The organism is Nitrosomonas supralitoralis (assembly GCF_003011925.2).
Classification (GTDB): Bacteria; Pseudomonadota; Gammaproteobacteria; order Burkholderiales; family Nitrosomonadaceae; genus Nitrosomonas; species Nitrosomonas supralitoralis.
This window is the reverse complement of sequence record NZ_PXXU01000007.1, coordinates 1-20,358: the sequence shown is the minus strand read 5'-3', so window position 1 is coordinate 20,358 and position 20,358 is coordinate 1. Positions and strand designations below refer to the sequence as shown.

The window sequence follows — 20,358 nt, the reverse complement described above, 5'->3', positions numbered from 1 at the left end:
TTTACTTAGTGGACTAGAAATTTTCCTCTCATGCCCAGTAGCTTATTGGAGAAATTATCGTCTTTGTAATGGGCGCTATTTTTGGCGATAACACTGAAAACATGTTTCTCTAGCGGACCAATTGCAATCTGATTAATAAAATTAGTAGTTCCCGGATCGATCCACTTATAGCCGTTAAGCTTAAAGGTGTGAATGTCAGTACCTAAGGCGATTAAATGAAATCTGACATTGGAATTTTTTGTTGCGGCGAATGTTGGATTGGCGCCATGCTTGGATTGAGTCTTGCTGGTTCCATTGATTTCCATGCCCCAGAAAGCATCGTCGCCTAAATAAAGAACATATTCCTTGTCATGGCTTGGAACGCCGATTGGGTTGACGATGATTGCTCCAAAAAGTCCTTTATGTTCTGAACCATTATGGGTTTCAAAATTATGGTCGTGGTATGGCCAAGTGCCAGCAGTTCCAGGTGCAACGTTCCATTGGTATTCATAAACGACATATGTTTCTTCAAACCCGGCACCTGCACCCTCGTCAAGGTTTTTATTGATAACTTTGAGTGTTCCATCGCTAAGGATATCGTAATGGACCCCATGCACATGAATGCTGACTTGTTTGCTGATTCCGGGAACAAAAATATTATTACCGGGAATCGCATTCGCGATCGATATCTTAACCGTGTCTCCTTCGGTTAACTCAATAGTGGGGCCGGGGATGGTGGCTTCCGGGCTATAGCGTGATGTAATATCGACGCCATCAACTTTGTGGTTTATCATTTTGTAAGCCAGCAACTTGTTTCCAAAACCATCATCCTGGGTTTCTTCCGCAGTCAATTGAATAATATGACCGGCAGCAAAACTTGTGGAATTCACAACCAAAGTTGATAGTGTCAGAGTAAGCGCAAATATTGCCGCAACTCGTTTTATTATCGACCTTTGCGACATGCTCGTAATATTGGTATTTTTTATGAGCTTTATGTCATCCTCAGCTCGATTGGATTGAAATAACATTTAAATGACCCTCCTGATGTGAAAAGCGCACAGCAAGTGAAGCGTGTATGGAAGATGCATCAAGGCCGATCAATGCAGGTGCTTACATCTGGGGTTCACGACTCACTTGCCTCTTAAGTTAGCAAGTTGATTGCAAAGGGAGAATGCAATCTTAGCTGGGGGGGGATTCTATCAAATTTGTTTTTTTTCAGGAAGAAGGTTTTTGTCCTTAACTTCTTGCTTAATCTCTTTATCAAATGGGTGAGATGTCCCGACTGGATGGGGATCTTTGAAGTAATTGTATAAGGGGGCTTTCAGACATAGCTCGATTTGTTTCTTGACGCCAGTTTTTCTATAGATAGCTGACAGCTGGTTTCTCACGGTCTTATCTGTTATAGATAGTTGCGCGCTTATTTCCTTAGCGCACAATCCCTTACATGCAAGATGTGCAACGTGACGTTCACTATCACTTAATCTGACTTGCTGGAACAGCGGAGTATCGGGTTGTGGTTGAATGTTTGGAGCGGGATCGCAATTGAATTGTGCTTGCCACAGTAGCTTGATAGTGTTGCGATCAAACCAGATGTGCCCAGTATGGATTGCAAGGATCGCCTTTAATAACAGATCTGTCGAGTTGTTTTTGCTGATTACGCCCACTGCGCCAGAACGGAATGTTTGCAGATGAGTTTGTGCGTTATTGTGATTTGATAAAGCCAATACTTTGCTGTGCGGGCAAACTTGCAGTAATTGCGTAATATGCTCTTCGTAATGGTCACTGCTCAGGAGTAAATCCAGAAGGATTACGTCAGGCTGATGTTGTTCGGCCAAGTTAAACAAATCATCGATTTGATAAGTTTCTGCAACTAAACGAATGGTAGCGTGATTATCAAACAATGAACGCAACCCCAATCGCACAAGCTCAAAACTTTCTGCGACCATTACTCGTATTTTTAAATGAGAATATTGAATCATGTTTTTTGTTTGTAAACTCTCAAAAATACTGGTTTAACGGGCAGAACTGTCAATTTTAATTATTGCTTGGACATTAAATTAGAAATTACACGCTTGCGTGCAAGACAGTAATCGTTATCTACGTTATATTCATTGAATTCTAACAGATATGCTTGTGGGTAAATATATGTCATTTGTCCTAAAGGTGCAGTAATATTTAGAGATCTCATGTAAGAATATGCTGATTTCGTGGGACTATTTGAAGTACTTATAAAGTGCAGCTTTTAGGTATAAGGGCATAAGGGCATAAGGGCATAAGTCAAGATGCTTTCTCATCAGCACACATGGGGTCAGTGGTAATAAACGTTGGCAGGCAGTTTGGAAGATGTTGATTGCCAGTTATTGCGCTGGCTTTGGTAAGTTCGTATTAATAATGAAAGCATGTATGTGTGATTCATATTAAAATCACACCTTGCCCTTTTATTAACCTCTGAATCAAGATCATGCATCCAATGTTGAGTATTGCGGTGAAAGCCGCGCGTCGTGCAGGTAATATTATTAACCAGGCTTCCAAAAATCTGGATTTGCTTACTGTGTCAAAGAAATCGCACAGTGATTTTGTCAGTGAAGTGGATGGTGCAGCTGAAGAGGCTATTATCAAGGTTCTGCAAGCAGCTTACCCCGATCATGCAATTCTGGCGGAAGAAAGTGGACATCGGGGTGATCATAACAATTCTGAATATCAATGGATTATCGATCCTCTGGACGGAACGACTAATTTCCTGCATGGTTTTCCCAAGTATTCCGTCTCCATCGCATTGAAGTATAAAGGTGTGCTGACGCATGCGGTGATTTATGATCCGAATAATAATGAGTTATTCACTGCAAGCCGAGGCAGCGGCGCTTTTTTGAATGACCGTCGGCTCCGTGTCAGTAAACGTATCAAGCTTGAAGATTGTTTGATCGGTACCGGATTGCCGTTCCGTGACTTGACGCACATCGATGCGTATTTTGCGATGTTGAAGGACATCGTACCTCGCATCGCGGGGATTCGACGGCCGGGCTCTGCCGCGCTGGATCTGGCCTATGTTGCGGCTGGACGCTATGATGGCTTTTGGGAAATTGGACTGGCACCATGGGATATGGCCGCCGGTTGTTTACTCATTACTGAAGCGGGCGGATTGGTGGGTGATCTGGAAGGCAATGAGACACAGCTGGAAAGTGGACAAATCATTGCCGGGAACCCTAAAATTTTTGGGCAATTGCTTCAGGTGATTGCGCCTCATCTCACCCCTGAGTTGATCGAAGTGCAGCGCTCTGCCAAGTCAATCTAGCATAAAATCGATATCGGATTGTCATTCGGCATCCAATGCGATCGCCGGATGCGCGATCATTCTTCTCCTCATGCGCTTTGATGGCTAGGCAGCAAGTTTTGTGACTCATTGGACGTTTATTCAATATAAGACTGCGCTTGTTTTTCCTATAAGCCATCAATATGGCCACTAAAATAATTATTTGGATGATTGCAGGTTTTCTGCTGGGTAGTTTGATTAATACCTTTGCCTTTGATGTCGCTTTCATTCAGGATTATCTGGTTTATGGTTTGTTTCACATTGTAGGCACAATTTTCATTAACTTATTGAAAATGCTGGTTGTCCCACTGGTGACTTTTTCATTGATTTGCGGCGTTTGTGGCATTGGCGATGTTAAAAAACTGGGCCGGGTGGGTATCAAAGCTTTTTGTCTTTTTCTACTGACCACTACGCTTGCAATTTCATTAGCACTCCTTGTTTCTGTCACGATAAACCCGGGTAAGGATTTTCATTTGGCACCCAATGCCCAGACGGAATTTGTAGCGCCTGAGCCACCGCTCATAACGCAAGTCTTTATTGATCTTGTTCCCAGTAATCCAGTGACGGCCTTTGCAGAAGGTAACATGCTGCAAATCATTTTTTTTACCATTCTGTTTGCAATTTGCCTGCTGATGATCGGTAAGCGAGGGCGCAGTCTAATTGATGGCGCAGAAAAACTGAATGAGGTCATGATGCAGGTGGTGAGTGTTGTCATGTCTATTGCACCTTACGGGGTATTTGCAATAATGACCAAGACCTTTGCGTTGCAAGGAATTGACTTGATTCTGCCAATGATCGGTTATTTTGGCATCGTTATACTGGTGTTATTCTGCCATGTAACCGGCACGCTTATGTTGCTATTGAAATTCTTTGGGCGTATCAGTCCAATACAGTTTCTTAAGAAAATGCGTACTGCTCAGATTTTTGCTTTCAGTACATCCAGCTCCAATGCAACCATACCCGTTACACTCAGAACAGTCGAGAAGCGTATGGGCGTGGATAATTCGACGGCTTCATTTGTTGTGCCTTTTGGTGCGACCATCAACATGGATGGCACAGCTATTATGCAAGGTGTTGCCACAGTGTTCATTGCCAATATTTATGGTATTGAACTGGGTTTAACGGGCTATTTGACTGTCATTGGCATGTCGGTACTGGCATCTATCGGTACTGCGGGCGTGCCTGGCGTCGGGCTCATTATGCTGGCCATGGTTTTCGATCAGTTGGGGTTGCCGGTTGAAGGCATTGCGTTGATCATGGGTGTGGATCGTGTGCTGGACATGATGCGTACTGCGGTCAATGTTACGGGAGATGCCGTTATCACCATGATTGTTGCACGTAGTGAAAACAATGTATCAATGGAAATATTTAATGATCAAGATGCTGGAACATTGACGCACATAGAATTGCCACATGATAAAAAGTGAAGCAGGCAGGTTGGTATCGTCTAAAAACGTAATATGCCTCTATACAAAATACAGAAATGCTCATTTATCCTGCATAAATTGCATTTTATCTCCGGAGCCGTTGGAGCGATTCAAAAAAGCGCCTTAGTTTATACTCAACTGCATTAAGTATAAATATGGCATCATCTTTTAAGATGAATCCATAGCTTAACGATTATCTCATGTCAAACTGGCCTAATATTGCGAAGCTGAGCCCGCCAAATCTTTACAGAGTTGTTGCTCGCAATCGTTTATTTATGCTGTTAGATAAAGTATGCAACGATTATCCTGTTGTCTGGATTAAAGGCCCCCCGGGATCGGGTAAGACTACGCTTGTGGCAAGCTATCTTGAAGAACGTCAACTGCCAGCCATCTGGTATCAAGTTGATGGTGGCGACTCTGACCTCGCGACATTCTTTTATTACATGAGGTTGGCTGGATTACACGCTTCCACTAGCAAGCGTCTTTCATTACCCCATTTAACGCCAGAATATCTGCCAGATCTGTCAGAATTTTTCCGTCGCTTCTTTCGCAAACTTTTCACAGCAATTCCTGAAACCTCCATACTGGTATTCGACAATTATCAGGAAATGGTTCCAACATCAGCATTCCATAATGCAATTAAAGGTGCTATCGCAGAACTACCAAAAGGTATCCACATCATTGTCATCAGCCACCTCGAATCTCCGCCTCATTTTGCACGATCACTGGCCTGCAACCTTATCGGGCAAATAGATTGGGAGGTTCTCCGCCTGACACCGATGGAAGTTAAGGCAATTATTGCAGCGTCCAACCTACAGAAATTCGATGAAAACACACTGCAATTGTTGCAAGTTCAAACTAATGGCTGGGCAGCAGGACTCGTATTGATGTTGGAATGTTTCAGGCTGGCGGGCACAGTCAACCATGTTCTCCAGACAGAAACCATGGAGCCCATATTCGATTATTTTGCTAGCCAGATCTTCGACAAATCATCTGTGGACATGCAGAGATTCCTGATGAGCACGGCTACTTTGCCGTACCTGACTGTTCAGATGGCGCAAGCTATTAGTGGAAATACAAGTGCCCATGAATTGCTTGATTTTCTCTATCGTCGCCGGCTATTTATTGACCTGCGCGCCGGTGACGAAATCAGCTATCAATACCACACTTTGTTTCGTGAATTTTTGCTGGCTCGGGCGAATAAACATTTTTCCGGATCTGAGCTTCTCGACATCAAGCGCATGGCTGCTGACCTTGCCGAGCAAAATGGCAAATTCAAAGTCGCCGCTGAGTTATATGCAGAGATAAAAGAATGGACAAGGCTTGTCGAAATGATCATCAGGCACGCAACCATTCTACTCGGCCAGGGGCGGCATCAGACCCTGCAGGATCTGATAGATTATCTACCCGCTGAAGTGAGCCAAACCACATCCTGGTTGCTTTACTGGCGTGGAATGAGTCATGTTCTGCTGAACCCTCGGGAGGCTATTGCAGATTTTGAGCAGGCATATGTTATGTTTCAGCGTGAAAATGACCTTGTCGGACTGTTTCTGACCTGTGGCAGCATAATCGACGCCTATGTTTTAATCGAAGATGATATGGCGCTCGTATTAACGTGGGCCGAGCAATTAAAAGATCTTTTGATCCAGTGTCACGGCTTCCCGTCACTTGACGTTGAAGCCAAGGTATTAGCCAGTATGCAAGGTTTGATATATGCCGCGCCCCATCACCCGCTGTTAGAAACGCTCGAGAAGCGAGCAGAAATTGTATGTGAAACCGCAATTGATCCATTTTTGCGATTCGGAATTGCCTGTGCATTCATATGGCTACCACTTTGGCGTGGTGATATTTACAGGGCTCGGAAGATCATAGAAGAAACTAACCTTCTTATGACTGCCATGTCAGTGCCTCCTCTTGATCTTATCCGCTGGCGGGTGATTGAGGCCGCCTATGCCTGGTCTACTACAGCGTCTTATCAGATTGCAGAAATAAAGATTCTGGAAGGTATTGATATATCGCGTGAAGCGGGTATTGCAATTTTGGATTGTATGCAATGGGGAAATGCCGTATACAGCGCGCTTTCCGCTGGTGAATTAACCCAAGCGAAATTTTTTCTAGAGAAAGTTGAAGCGACATTGGATGTGCAAGGTAAACATACTTTAGCGGAATACCGATTCTTGCGAGCAGGCATTGAATTGCTGGAAGGAAATTTACTGGGCGCACTCGATGACGCGTCATCATCGTTTAATCTTCATGAAAAGCTGGGAAGGCCATTTCTGACCGAGGGGGCACGATTTGGTTTGGCGCAAATTCTGGTTGAATTGAGTCAATTTGAAATTGCTCATTTTCATCTTGATCAAGTGATCCAGTACAGTCGTACGATGAAAAGTACATTTTTAGAACATCAATGCTTGTTAATAAAAGCGCATGCATGGTTAAAACAGGGAGAGGAGGCGAAAGCCTTGACACTGCTGAGTGAAGGACTGCAACTTGGCCGTGAAAACGATTATATCGTTCTCAATCTGTGGTGGCGCCCACAAGTTATGGCGCGCTTATTTTTCCTTGCTCTTAAATCCGGCATCGAGGAATCCTATGTGACAAGTGTGATTCAACGACGCAACATCAAAGCCGAGCCGCCGGAACCGGATAATTGGCCGTGGCCAATCAAGATCTACACACTCGGGCGGTTTGAAATAACATTCGACGGCAACCCATTCCGCACTTCGGGAAAAGCTCAGCACAAGCCGTTGGAATTATTAAAATGTTTATGTTCCTATGGAGGCCAGGCAATTAACCAGGATCGGATAATTGACGCACTGTGGCCTGACTCAGTAAGCGGTGCCGCGGAACAAGCACTCAGGACTACACTGCATCGTTTGCGCAAACTGTTGCAACATGCTGAGGCAGTTCGATTCGAAGACCGCCACTTATCTTTGGATCGGGGCTATATCTGGGTAGATTGCCTGGCCTTTGATCGCGTCGCACATCATCCAGGCATGACTGATCGAGCTTCGTTGCAGCGTGCATTGAATTGGTATCGTGGCCACTTTTTGGAGGGCGATACTTCACCTTGGGTATTAACTTTCCGCGACCGGCTGCGTATCCATTATCGGAGATTAATTGAGCAATATGGTGCTATGCTCGAGCAGGATGCTGACTGGCTGAGTGCAGCTGAGTGTTACCTTAAAGCTATTGAGACTGAACCTACCGTAGAACTGTTCTACTGCCGTCTCATGAATGTCTATTTGCAACTGGGCCAGCGCATCGAAGCGCTGGCTATCTATCAACGCTGCCACCAGGCTCTGTTGACCCGTTTGGGTGTTAGCCCCTCCCAAAACTTTCAAGCCATCTATCAAACACTCGTCAAAAATTAATTCCTCGCATTTTCAGGTCAATTTGCTTTCCCTTCTGATTTAGCCACAACATGAGTTTCCCGATGAATCTGTGCCTGTATCGATTAGCCTATTTTTCTTAAAACCAATTTAATGCAAATTATTTTTGAATCTGTAACTAATCTGTAACGTTCTTGTTGATATGCTCATTTCGTTAAGGGTTGATTTCCACAAAGTTGCCCAGTGTGTATAAGCGAGGCTGTGGGAATTCTTCAAGCAGCTTATTGAATTATTCTTTTGAAGGAGTTCTTATCATGGCTATCTCAACAATTAATTTATCCAGTCTCGATGGCAATAACGGTTTTCGCATGGATGGGGCCGCGGCGTATGATTATGCGGGTTTTCGGCTCAGCGATGCGGGAGATGTCAACGGCGACGGTTTTGCTGACGTGATTCTCAGTGCTGGTGGTCCTCGTTTTTCCGGCTTGAATGCATTTCATTATGTAGTGTTTGGCAAGTCATCCGGGTTTGATGCCACGCTGGATTTATCCAGCCTCGACGGCAATAACGGTTTTCGCGTGGATTCGACCGCCCCACTTGGTTTCTCACGTGGGCTGGTTAGTGGCGCTGGGGATGTCAACGGCGATGGTTTTGCTGATGTGATTGTCGGTGCTTACGCCGCTGATCCGAACGGCCCTTACTCCGGCTCCAGCTACGTAGTGTTTGGTAAGGCTGCTGGGTTTGATGCCACGCTGGATCTAGCCAGCCTCGATGGCAGTAATGGTTTTCGCCTGGATGGTGCAGCGTATGATTTTTCCGGCAATTCGGTAAGCAATGCCGGGGATGTCAATGGCGATGGTTTTGATGATGTGATTATTGGTGCCCAATATGCTAGTCCGAACGGTATAAACGCTGCTGGCTCCAGCTATGTGGTGTTTGGCAAGGCTGGCGGTTTCGATGCCACGATGAGTTTAGCCAGTCTTGATGGCAGCAACGGTTTCCGTCTGGATGGAGTAGCAGCAAGTGATAAAGCGGGCTTGTCACTTAGTAGTGCAGGGGATGTCAACGGCGATGGTTTTGCTGATATGCTTGTCGGTGCTCCCACTGCTGACCCGAACGGCAGTGCCTCCGGCTCCAGTTACGTGGTGTTTGGCAAGGCTGGCGGTTTCGATGCCACGATGAATTTAGCCAGTCTTGATGGCAGCAATGGTTTTCGTCTGGATGGAACAGCGAGAATTGATTTTTCGGGCTTATCACTTAGTAGTGCAGGGGATGTCAACGGCGATGGTTTTGCCGATGTGCTTGTTGGTTCCACTGGAACTGGCTCCGGCTACGTGGTGTTTGGCAAGGCCACCGGTTTCGATGCCACGCTGGATCTATCCAGTCTGGATGGTAGCAATGGTTTTCGCTTGAAAGGAGAAGTTTTTTCCGGTTATTCTGTTAGTGGCGCAGGAGATGTTAACGGCGACGGGTTTGCTGATGTGATTGTTGGTAATGAAGGTGCTAGCCCAAATGGCACTTACTCAGGATCCAGCTACGTGGTGTTTGGCAAGGCTACCGGTTTTGCTGCCACGTTGGATCTAACCAATCTTGATAGCAATGATGGGTTCCGTGTGGATGGAGCAGCTGCGAATGAATTATCGGGCAATTGGGTTAGCAGTGCGGGGGATGTCAATGGCGATGGTTTTGCGGATCTAATGGTCAGCGCTCCCTTTGCTGACCCGAACGGCAGTTACTCCGGTTCCAGTTACGTGGTGTTTGGAGGAAACTTTAACGGCGCGGTGACCGCTTTAGGCACATCTGGCGCAGATAAACTCAAGGGCACCAAGGCAGCAGACCGTATGGTGGCTGGTGACGGCGACGATACGCTGATTGGTCGTGGCGGTGCGGATGTGTTTCATGCCGGAGCGGGTGACGACACGATTGAGATCAGCGATGTCAACTTCCAGTTAGTCGATGGCGGCGCCGGCTACGACACCTTGAAGCTTGACCGCAGTCACCTGGACTTGGATCTGTCCAGCGTGTACGGCAGAATCAGCGACATTGAAGCCATCGATATGAAGGGCAACGGTCATAATACGCTGACCTTAAACGCGTTGGATGTACTCAATTTATCGAGTACCAGCAATACCTTGACAGTGGACGGGAATAACAATGATAGCGTCGTTGGGCTCAGCAACGGCTGGACGAACGGCGGCATTGATCATGGTTATCACACTTTCACCCATGGTGCGGCGGTGGTGCTGGTTGGGGTTCATGTGATGACGGATTTTGTTTAGGACAGCGCTGTAAAAGCAGAGTTGCGGCAATTCTTCAAGCAGCTTATTGCAATATTCTTTTGAAGGAATTCTTACCATGGCTATCTCAACAATTAATTTATCCAGTCTCGATGGCAATAACGGTTTTCGCATGGATGGGGCTGCGGCGTATGATTTTTCGGGCAGACCGGTCAGTAACGCAGGGGATGTCAATGGCGACGGTTTTGCTGATGTGCTTATCGCTGCTCCAGGTGCTCCGAACGGCAGTTTTTCCGGCTCCAGTTACGTAGTGTTTGGCAGGGCTTCGGGTTTTGATGACAAGCTGGATTTGTCCAGTCTTGATGGCAGTAACGGCTTTCGCCTCGATGGAGAGTTATATAGTCTTTTTAGTTATTCAGTTAGCAGTGCGGGGGACGTCAATGGCGATGGTTTTGATGATGTGATTGCCGGCGCTCCAGGGGCTAACTCCAGTTACGTAGTATTTGGCAAAGCTGCCGGTTTTGACGCCGCAATGGACGTATCCAGTCTTGATGGCAACAACGGTTTTCGCTTGGATGGGGCGGCAGGGGACGGATCGGGCGCTTCGGTCAGCAGTGCGGGGGACGTCAACGGCGATGGTTTTGACGATTTAATTGTTGATGCTTCTAGTGCTGATCCGAACGGTAGTTATTCTGGCTCCAGTTACGTTGTATTTGGCAAGGCTGTCGGTTTCAGTGCCACGCTGGATCTGTCTAGTCTCGACAGTAATAGCGGTTTTCGCTTGAATGGAGTGGCGGCGTATGATTCTTCAGGTTTTCCGGTCAGCGGTGCGGGAGATGTTAATGGCGATGGTTTTGCTGATTTGATTGTCGGCGCTGAGGGTGCTGATCCGAACGGCAATTACTCCGGCTCCAGTTACGTGGTGTTTGGCGGTAACTTTAACGGCGCAGTGACTGCTTTGGGCACAGCCGGAGCAGATAAACTCAAGGGCAGCAAGGCAGTAGATCGTATGGTGGCTGGTGACGGCGACGATACGCTGATTGGTCGCGGCGGCGCGGATGTGTTTCATGCCGGAGCGGGTGACGACACGATTGAGATCCGCGATGTCAGCTTCCAGTTGGTCGATGGCGGCGCCGGCTACGACACCTTGAAGCTTGACCGCAGCCACCTGGACTTGGATCTGTCCAGCGTGTACGGCAGGATCAGCGACATTGAAGCCATCGATATGAAAGGCAACGGTCACAATACGCTGACCTTAAACGCGTTGGATGTGCTCAATTTGTCGAGTACCAGCAATACTTTGACAGTGGACGGGAATAACAATGATACCGTCGTAGGACTTAGCAACGGCTGGACGGACGGCGGCATTGATCATGGTTACCACACTTTCACCCATGGTGCGGCGGTGGTGCTGGTTGGGGTTCATGTGGCGACGGATTTTGTGTAGAAATAACTTACTTGCCATGAGTTGATTACGTTCAGTATTTGAATCACTCTACGAACGTAATCAACATCTGAGTTCCGATAGCTTAAGACGGCAGGTACATGGCCGCACGAATTCAATCAGAACGCATTTCACGGCTGCTCTCGCGTGAAATAGAACGATACGTTTTTACGAAATCTCGTTTTATTGGGATATTCCTCTGTCAAAATTTTTATGACACTTGAGATTTCAAGAAAATTAACATGGATCAACCTGTCCATTCCGGATCAAGCACAGATCGATGAGATACTCATAGTGTTCAATTTCTAGCCAGTCTTCTCGAACTTGAATAGCCAACATCCTAAGCAGCTGTGCTGACGCGTACACGGTACGTCGTTTGCTCCTGAAACTTTGCAACGTTATAATGGATTCAAGTGTTGACGTCGCACGGGAAGTGGTTGAGGCGTAAGTATCAATTAAGATGATTTTAAATCAATTACTTGACTAAAAGGTATTTTTTGCGCATTTATATTTTCCAATTCATTATTCTTCGTATATTCCCCTTAATGCTGCTGTTGAGCATAGGGTTACCTGGGTCGGCGCTGTATGCGCATGCGATACCACAGGTTAAACCCCAAATTAATGACTCAGCCGCTAGCAATTCAGTCAAAGATGCTGATACCGCCAGTAAAGGTCCAGCAGATCAGTTATCCGTTATTGTTCAATCGCTGCAGGAAAAGCGTAAGCAACGAAAAGAGTTGCAACAGCAGTTGGCGAAAGCCACCCAAGAAGATGAAAAAAAAGATTTGCAGCAGCGGATTGATGAACTCAAGACAGTTATAAAGCAACTAAATCATTCATTTGAGCAAATAATTATTGGCGGCTTGGATCTGGATCCGTTTTCGGATGGACCTGCGAAGCCGTTTGATTGGAAAGAAGAGCTGATTCTGGCGACCAAACCGATCATTGATGCGCTTAAGGATTTCACCGAAAAACCACGTAAAATTGAGAATCTGCGCAGTAAAATCAGTTTATTGCAAGAGCAACACGATCTAATTGCGCTTGCGCTGAACGCAATGACGCGGTTTCAACCAGATACTATGGCCCGGCCGATCAAAGAAGAATTTGAATCTGTTACTAAAAAATGGTTGCAGAGACAAGCCGATAACGCCCAAGATTTAGAAATTGCCCATTATCAGTTGGCCAGCCTGGAGGAAAGCAATAAAGATTGGGGGCAGAGCCTGAAAACTGGGATGGTAGACTTTGCGCAGGGTCGCGGGCTCACGCTGACAATCGCTATCATTGCAGCACTAAGCATCTGGCTACTGATGCGCAGTTTACTGTGGCTGTATCAGAAAAAACTGGTTCCCCCCGGTCGCCGCAACAGCATTCAGGTGCGTTTGGCGGGATATGCCTATCGCATTCTGACCGGATTGCTAGTGATGCTGGCAATTCTGATGACATTTTATCTGGCCAATGATTTTTTGCTGCTGACATTGGCATTTGTTTTATTAATCGCAATTGCGCTGAGCCTTCGGCATATCTTGCCGCGCTATATCAACGAGACTCGATTATTGCTGGATATCGGGCCGGTAAGAATTGGTGAAAGACTCATCTATAATGGTTTGCCGATGCAGGTTAGATCGATCAATGTGCATTCGTTACTACGCAATCCTGATCTAAAGGGGATCGTCCGACTGCCATTAAGCGCACTGGATGATATGGTGTCACGTCCAGACATTGATGAACCCTGGTTTCCTTGTCGTCCAGGTGAGTATGTCATGTTGCCGGATGGTCGTTTCGGAGAAGTATTAGAGCAAACCTTGGAATTGGTGTTGCTGCAAATGAAAGGTAGTCTGGTGCAATTTCCAGCCGCTGATTTTTTTCGTCTGGACTTGCTAAATCTATCTCGCCAGGGATTCGTGGTGGTGGTTATATTCGGCATTGATTATAAGCATCAGGCACAGTGTCTGGATGAAGTGCCGACTCGTTTAAATGATGCGCTGGAGCATGCGCTTGCGCAAGCGGAATTTAGCGATAAGATCGTCAGTTTGCTGGTCGAATTTAAGGAAGCCAATACGAACTCTCTGGATTATCTGATTGTTGTCAACTGCAAAGGTGAGGCAGCCAATTCGTATTTTACGATTAATCGTCTGATTCAGAAAACATGTGTTGAAGTTTGTAACCGGGAAGGCTGGGTTATTCCATTTACTCAACTGACGGTGCATCAGGGCGAAGGATTTAAGGCGCTAAGTGAACGCAATACTCAGATACACCAGCAACTCAATCCATAATTTTAAGCCAGCAAACAGTATTTCTGTCTGAGTTGATTGAAATTAGAGTTAGGCAATTTGTTAAGTCATTCTGGGCTGAGCTAGTTGTGTTCCTCGGGAACTTCAAAAGGCAGGTCTTGGATTTTTTCGTTGGAATCAATCAAGGATTTCATCTCTTCCAGTGGTGGGAGTTCTTCCAGCGAGCGTAGATTCAAATCGTTCAGGAAGTGCTGCGTGGTGGCAAACAATGCCGGTTTTCCCGGTGCATTACGGTGTCCGATTGCTTCTATCCACCCACGTGCTATGAGTGTTTTAAGCACTGAGCCGGAAACGCTCACGCCTCGAATTTCCTCGATATCGCCGCGAGTTACTGGCTGACGGTAGGCTATGATGGCGAGTGTTTCCAAAACCGCGCGTGAATAGCGCGGTGCCTTGGGCGGTGTCAGGCGCTCTAGGTACGGCTGTATGTCTGCTTTGGTCTGAAAACGCCAACCGCTCGCGACGGTGACCAGTTCCACGCCACTATCACGCCATTTATCACGAACATCTTCTAGCAATTTCGAAAGCACGGCGGCGCTTAACTCTTGGTTGAATAATTTACGTAACTCGCTGATGGAGAGGGGTTCTGAAGTTGCCAACAAGGCAGCTTCCAGAATTCGCCTGACTTTTTCAGGATTCAGCGAACCTGGCGTATTGAGCTCACGAAGCGGCGTCAATGGAGCGGACATAAATAATATCTGAGTCAAGTGATTGAGAAATTTCCAGCAACAGTTCCTTGGCTAATTCCAAAACGGCCAGGAAGATGACAACGACTTCAGCGATGGTGGCCGCAGGGCTGAATAATTCGTAAAATTCTACTTGATCACGTCCACCCAGGTCACGCAGTACCTGGCTCATATAAGCTCTGACCGAAAGGGTTTCACGTTTAATTTGATGGTGCCGGTTGATTTTTGCGCGCGTGAGAATAGCCGCCCAAGCGTTACGAAAATCGTCCATGCTGATATTGGGTATCTGTGCGGCAGCTTGTTGTTCAACCCATACCTGGATCACGTTGAAGTCGCGACTTGCTTGTGGCAGATCATTGATACGGGTAGCCGCATATTTCATTTGTTCATATTCAAGTAAACGCCGCACCAATTCAGCGCGTGGATCATGCTCTTCTTCCGTTTCCGTCTTAGGATTGGGTAGCAGCATGCGTGACTTGATTTCGATCAGCAAGGCGGTCATCAGCAAATATTCGGCTGCCAGTTCCAGTTGATCCACGCGCATCATTTCAACATAAGCCATATATTGTTGTGTCAGCTCCGCCATCGGAATGTCCAGAATATTCAGATTATGCTTGCGAATCAGGTACAGCAGTAAGTCCAGCGGGCCCTGAAAGGTGTCCAGGAAGATTTCCAGTGCATCTGGGGGGATATACAAATCCTGTGGAATTTCCAGCAGCGGTTCGCCGCAGATTCTGGCGATCGGTTGTACTTCATTGGTTTCGATTACTGAATTGTCGTTCATTGACCAATAAGTTCAGTCTCGCGGTGTGCCGTAAAATTATGAATAACTGAGTCCCATGGCTGCGCGCACGTCGCGCATGGTTTCTTCCGCAAGCTTGTTGGCTTTTTCGCAGCCGTCCGCAATGATGTTACGCACCAGAGTCGGGTCTTCTTCATATTTTTTAATACGCTCTATCATGGGTTTTTGTTCGGCCAGGATCTTGTCGATCACGGGTAATTTGCAGTCCAAGCAGCCTATTTCAGCATTCCGGCACCCGTGTTGTACCCATTTTTTTGTATCTTCATCAGAATAGACTAAGTGAAATTGCCATACCGGACACTTGGCCGGATCTCCTGGGTCAGTACGCCGCACACGCGCCGGATCGGTCGGCATGGTACGGATTCTCTTGCGAATGTTTTCTGGATCTTCGCGCAAGCTGATGGTGTTGTGATACGATTTGGACATTTTCTGACCGTCCAGCCCCGGCATTCTGGAAGCTTCGGTAAGCAATGTTTCCGGTTCGGACAGAATCATTTTGCCGCCACCTTCCAGGTAGCCGAACAGCCGCTCACGATCCCCCAGGCTCAGATTCTGCTGCTCGTTCAATAATGATTTGGCTTCTTCCAGTGCGTGCTCATCGCCCTGTTCCTGATACAGCGTACGCAGTTCAGTGTACAGTTTGGACTTCTTCGAGCCCAGTTTCTTAATGGCCTGCTCCGCTTTTTCTTCAAAACCGGGTTCTTTGCCGTAGATGTGATTAAAGCGGCGGGAAATTTCTCGCGTAAATTCCAGATGCGGCGCTTGATCTTCTCCAACAGGAACCAGATTGGCGCGATAGATCAGGATATCCGCGCTTTGTAGCAATGGATAGCCCAGAAAGCCAAAGGTGCTAAGATCTTTCTCGGATAGTTTTTCCTGTTGATCTTTATAGGTAGGCACGCGCTCCAGCCAGCCGAGCGGTGTCATCATCGACAACAATAAATACAGTTCTGCGTGGGCAGGGACTTTGGATTGAATGAATAAAGTCGCTTGCGATGGATCAACGCCTGCAGCCAGCCAATCAACCACCATATCCCAGGCATTCTGTTCGATGATTTCAGGTGAATCATAATGGGTCGTCAAAGCATGCCAATCGGCGACAAAGAACAAACATTCGTATTGTTGCTGCAGCTTCACCCAATTTTTCAAAACACCGTGATAATGCCCTAAATGCAGGCTCCCAGTGGGGCGCATGCCTGATAAAACACGATCAGCAAACATGTTGATTTTCCATGTATAAAACGTTATTAAATATAGAGTCCAAAAATTGACACAAGCATGATTTTAGCCCATGTAATCATGGGGCCAATCACAGCGCCCAACACGCCGCTAAATAACAATACCAGTAATATCATAAAACCATACGGTTCAATCCGAGAAAACTGAAAGGCCAGTCGATGCGGCAGCAAGCTCACTGCCATTCGACCTCCATCCAAAGGCGGCAGCGGCAGCAGATTGAGCACCATTAGGATAACATTGATTTCAATTCCAGCAATTCCCATCAGTGCCAACGGTTTTGCAAAACTATTATCCGGCATGGCAATGGCCAGTTTGATCATCAAAGCCCAGAAAAATGCCATCAGCAAATTAGCGCCGGGTCCGGCAGCGGCTACCCACAGCATATCGCGTTTGGGTTGGCGCAAATTGGCAAAATTAACCGGCACCGGCTTGGCCCAGCCAAACAAGAACCCCGCACCGATCGTTAACTTGCTCAGAATAAATAATGACAGTGGAACCAGAATCGTACCAACAGGGTCGATGTGTCGCAATGGATTGAGGCTGATGCGTCCTTCGTTATATGCGGTAAAGTCACCGAAGTGCCTGGCGATATAACCGTGCGCAGCTTCGTGCATGGTAATGGCAAAAATAACGGGAAGCGCATAAATGGCGATACCCTGGATAATCTCATCCATGCTCGATTCCAAAAGGCTCGAGACCACCTTTCCCCTGACGCACCAATGCGGGCACATCAGTGGTTAAATCAATCACCGTGGTCATGTCTATGCCGCACGAACCTGCGTCCATAATCAATTCAACTTGATGTTCCAGTCGATCACGGATTTCTTCAGCATCATTCAGTGGATATTCGTCCCCTGGCAGAATCAGTGTTGAGCTTAGCAACGGTTCGTCGAGTTCTTCCAATAGTGCAAGCACCACCGGATGATCTGGAATGCGCAAACCGATGGTATTGCGTTTCGGATGCTGCATCCGCCTTGGCACTTCTCGAGTTGCTTGTAAAATAAATGTGTAGCTGCCTGGTGTCGTGGCTTTAAGCAACCGATATTGGCTGTTATCCACCTTGGCATAGATGGAAATTTCCGTCAGATTACGGCACACCAATGTGAAATGATGGCGTTCATCCACCTGTCGAATTGTGCGGATACGTGTCATTGCGTCCTTGTCACCCAGATGACAACCGAGGGCATAACAGGAATCCGTTGGGTATACGATAATTCCGCCTTTTCGGACAATAGCAACGGCTTGCCGGATCAGACGTGCGTGTGGAGTATCAGCGTGAATTGAAAAAAATTGAGCCACAGTAAACCGGTATCAGGGTTAAGTTAAGTAATCAATCAATATGCTGGTTAATCAGCTCGGATGTAATGGTGGTTTCCAATGATGCCATACCGGCGTGCAGCCATGCGGTAATTCCGGTAACCGACCCAGATCAAAATAGCTTTCACCCGGACCATGAAAATCTGAACCGCACGAAGCCAGCAAATTTCTGTTTTTTGCGTGCAGCGCAAAATGTTGCATTTGCTCGGGTGTGTGGCTCGACGTGACCACTTCAAGACCCGATCCACCCAGTGCGCAAAAAACATCAAGCAGATCATTCAAGACGTTCTTGCCTAAATCATAGCGTGCTGGATGTGCGATCACCGCTTCGCCACCACTGCTGCGAATCCAGTTCACAGCATCACTGAGCGTGGCCCATTCGTGCGCAGTATAGCCTGGCTTGCCTTTCACCAGATATTTTTTAAACACGGATTTTACGTCTTTGGCATAACCTTGTTCAACCAGAAAACGAGCAAAATGCGTGCGTCCGATCAGGCCCCTCTTGCCCACATGTGCATATGCGCCTTCCAGGCTACCCTGAATGCCAATTTTTTGCAGCTCGAGAGCGATATTTTTGGCGCGTTGCTCGCGTCCAGTTCGTATGCCCTCCAAACCTTCGACCAGCGGTGCATAGGTCGGATCAATATTCAATCCAATAATATGCAAGGTGCGGCTGCGCCAGCTTACGGAGATTTCCACGCCGTTTATAAATGTTATACTTTTCGTTTCGGCCATCTGCTGTGCTTCCGCTAGTCCGGCGATATCGTCGTGATCGGTTAGCGCGAGTATTTCGACGCCGCGCATAGCGGCGCGCTCAACCAGTTGAGCCGGTGTTAAAACGCCATCAGAAATGTTGGAATGACAATGCAGATCAATGTTAAGCATGAGGTGATTCGTAGCAACGCAGGACATGCATGATAGCAAATAACTGCATCGAAGAGAAATAATTGCATTGGATAATGAAAGAGATAGTTAGAAACCTGAAAGAAAAACCGTTTTACAAGGAACTCAAATGAATAAGCTATTGGCTATCCGTGAGCATCTTTCCGCTGCGCCGCATCGCAGCTTCTTTTTAGCGGGCGCATTGCAAGGTGTGCTGACCGTGTTGTGGTGGGTGTTTGATCTGACCGGGCGTTATGGTATCGCCGGATCAATGACTCATTGGAGCATTGCGCCAACCTGGGCGCATGCTTTTTTGATGGTCTATGGTTTTTTTCCATTTTTTATTTTTGGTTTTCTGTTTACCACTTATCCCAACTGGATGAACGGCGACAAAGTAAAGCCGCGCGAATATGTCACCACCTGCGCGTTGATGGCAACTGGCGTGGCGCTGTTTTATGTCGGCGTACTTACGCACAAAGCAATCATTATCGCTGGCATCGAACTTATGTTGATCGGGTGGAGCATCGCCGTTTATGTGTTGTTTCGCATTCTGTTGACAACACCCGCGGAGGACAAACGTCATGCTAGGGTAACCAGTATAGCGCTGCTGATGGGCTGGCTGGGCGTTGCGGCGTATTTGCTCTGGCTGGTGACCGAAAACCAGGTTGTGCTTAACTTTGCGCGTCATGCGGGGATCTGGTTTTTTCTGCTGCCAATTGTGCTGACGGTTTCGCACCGCATGATCCCGTTCTTCTCCAGTCGGGTATTGGCCAATTATGAAATGGTGCGGCCATACTGGATGCTGTGGCTGATGCTCGCATGCATTGCGGCGCATGGGAGCCTGCAATGGCTGGAATTGTCTACCTATCTATGGATCGTTGACTTCCCGCTGGCAGGCTGCGCGATTTATCTGTCGTACCGATGGGGATTTTTGCGTAGTTTTAGCGTGAGCTTGCTGGCGGTATTGCATTTCTCCTTCGCCTGGCTGGGTGTATCCATGTTGTTGTATGGGGTGCAGAGCTTGACCTATATGTTGTCCGGCAACATGATACTTGGCCTCGCGCCATTGCATGCACTGGGCATCGGCTTTTTTGCCAGCATGATTCTGGCGATGGCTTCGCGCGTCACTATCGGGCATTCGGGGCGTCCGTTGGAATTAGATCGATTGACCTGGGTGTTGTTTTTAGGCTTTCAGACAACGGCTGTGCTGCGGATCCTGGCTGATATCGTACCGACGATAGCACCGATGCTTTACGTAGCTGCCGGACTTGTCTGGCTGACTTGCTTTGGACTTTGGGCTGCCAAGTATGCGCCGGTTTATTGGCGGCAACGGGTGGATGGGAAACCGGGGTAGTTAAGGAATCTCCAAATAATTGTCATTTCGAGCATAGTGAGAAATCTATGTATTGACT

At 47.1% G+C, this 20,358-nt stretch carries 15 protein-coding genes; 7 read left to right on the top strand and 8 right to left on the bottom strand.

Annotated elements, in window-relative coordinates; genetic code table 11:
* Positions 1-5: 5 nt before the first annotated feature.
* On the bottom strand, positions 6-1,007 hold the full coding sequence (locus C7H79_RS03505) for a multicopper oxidase domain-containing protein (protein ID WP_106705916.1): 1,002 nt from the start codon (positions 1,005-1,007) through the stop codon (positions 6-8).
* Between the two features lie 171 nt (positions 1,008-1,178).
* Positions 1,179-1,958 (bottom strand): response regulator transcription factor, encoded by a 780-nt coding sequence (locus tag C7H79_RS03500; RefSeq protein WP_106705915.1) that lies wholly within the window; start codon positions 1,956-1,958, stop codon positions 1,179-1,181.
* 482 nt (positions 1,959-2,440) lie between these two features.
* On the opposite strand from C7H79_RS03500, the gene C7H79_RS03495 reads away from it, so the two are divergent.
* From C7H79_RS03495 to C7H79_RS03470, 6 genes are all read left to right on the top strand, one after another.
* On the top strand, positions 2,441-3,271 hold the full coding sequence (locus C7H79_RS03495) for an inositol monophosphatase family protein (protein WP_106705914.1): 831 nt from the start codon (positions 2,441-2,443) through the stop codon (positions 3,269-3,271).
* 161 nt (positions 3,272-3,432) lie between these two features.
* The gene (locus C7H79_RS03490) at positions 3,433-4,716 is read left to right on the top strand and encodes a dicarboxylate/amino acid:cation symporter (RefSeq protein WP_106705913.1); all 1,284 of its coding nucleotides are present in this window, start codon (positions 3,433-3,435) and stop codon (positions 4,714-4,716) included.
* Positions 4,717-4,916: 200 nt separating this feature from the next.
* Positions 4,917-8,090: an AfsR/SARP family transcriptional regulator gene (locus tag C7H79_RS03485; protein ID WP_106705912.1), complete on the top strand. Its 3,174-nt coding sequence runs from the start codon at positions 4,917-4,919 to the stop codon at positions 8,088-8,090.
* A gap of 272 nt (positions 8,091-8,362) precedes the next feature.
* On the top strand, positions 8,363-10,327 hold the full coding sequence (locus C7H79_RS03480; protein ID WP_106705911.1) for an FG-GAP repeat protein: 1,965 nt from the start codon (positions 8,363-8,365) through the stop codon (positions 10,325-10,327).
* A 76-nt stretch (positions 10,328-10,403) separates the two neighbouring features.
* A complete protein-coding gene (locus tag C7H79_RS03475; protein WP_106705910.1) occupies positions 10,404-11,732 on the top strand; it encodes an integrin alpha in 1,329 nt (442 codons plus the stop codon).
* 551 nt (positions 11,733-12,283) lie between these two features.
* Entirely contained in the window at positions 12,284-14,002 is a 1,719-nt protein-coding gene (locus tag C7H79_RS03470; RefSeq protein WP_172592342.1) for a hypothetical protein, read from the top strand.
* Positions 14,003-14,082: 80 nt separating this feature from the next.
* On the opposite strand, the gene scpB is transcribed toward C7H79_RS03470, so the two are convergent.
* From scpB to C7H79_RS03440, 6 genes are read right to left on the bottom strand one after another with little or no spacing between them, the layout of a single operon-like run.
* Complete coding sequence (gene scpB / locus C7H79_RS03465) at positions 14,083-14,709, bottom strand: SMC-Scp complex subunit ScpB (protein WP_106705908.1); 627 nt, start codon at positions 14,707-14,709, stop codon at positions 14,083-14,085.
* A complete protein-coding gene (locus C7H79_RS03460; protein WP_106705907.1) occupies positions 14,681-15,490 on the bottom strand; it encodes a segregation and condensation protein A in 810 nt (269 codons plus the stop codon). The genes scpB and C7H79_RS03460 overlap by 29 nt, the downstream gene beginning before the upstream one ends.
* A 36-nt stretch (positions 15,491-15,526) precedes the next feature.
* Positions 15,527-16,729 (bottom strand): tryptophan--tRNA ligase, encoded by a 1,203-nt coding sequence (locus C7H79_RS03455; RefSeq protein WP_106705906.1) that lies wholly within the window; start codon positions 16,727-16,729, stop codon positions 15,527-15,529.
* A 26-nt stretch (positions 16,730-16,755) separates the two neighbouring features.
* Complete coding sequence (locus C7H79_RS03450) at positions 16,756-17,421, bottom strand: site-2 protease family protein (RefSeq protein WP_106705905.1); 666 nt, start codon at positions 17,419-17,421, stop codon at positions 16,756-16,758.
* A complete protein-coding gene (locus tag C7H79_RS03445) occupies positions 17,414-18,046 on the bottom strand; it encodes an L-threonylcarbamoyladenylate synthase (RefSeq protein ID WP_106705904.1) in 633 nt (210 codons plus the stop codon). The genes C7H79_RS03450 and C7H79_RS03445 overlap by 8 nt, the downstream gene beginning before the upstream one ends.
* A 51-nt stretch (positions 18,047-18,097) precedes the next feature.
* The gene (locus C7H79_RS03440; protein WP_106705903.1) at positions 18,098-18,949 is read right to left on the bottom strand and encodes a 3',5'-nucleoside bisphosphate phosphatase; all 852 of its coding nucleotides are present in this window, start codon (positions 18,947-18,949) and stop codon (positions 18,098-18,100) included.
* Between the two features lie 127 nt (positions 18,950-19,076).
* Between C7H79_RS03440 and C7H79_RS03435 the strand changes: the two genes are divergently transcribed.
* Complete coding sequence (locus C7H79_RS03435; protein ID WP_106705902.1) at positions 19,077-20,300, top strand: NnrS family protein; 1,224 nt, start codon at positions 19,077-19,079, stop codon at positions 20,298-20,300.
* Positions 20,301-20,358: the final 58 nt, after the last annotated feature.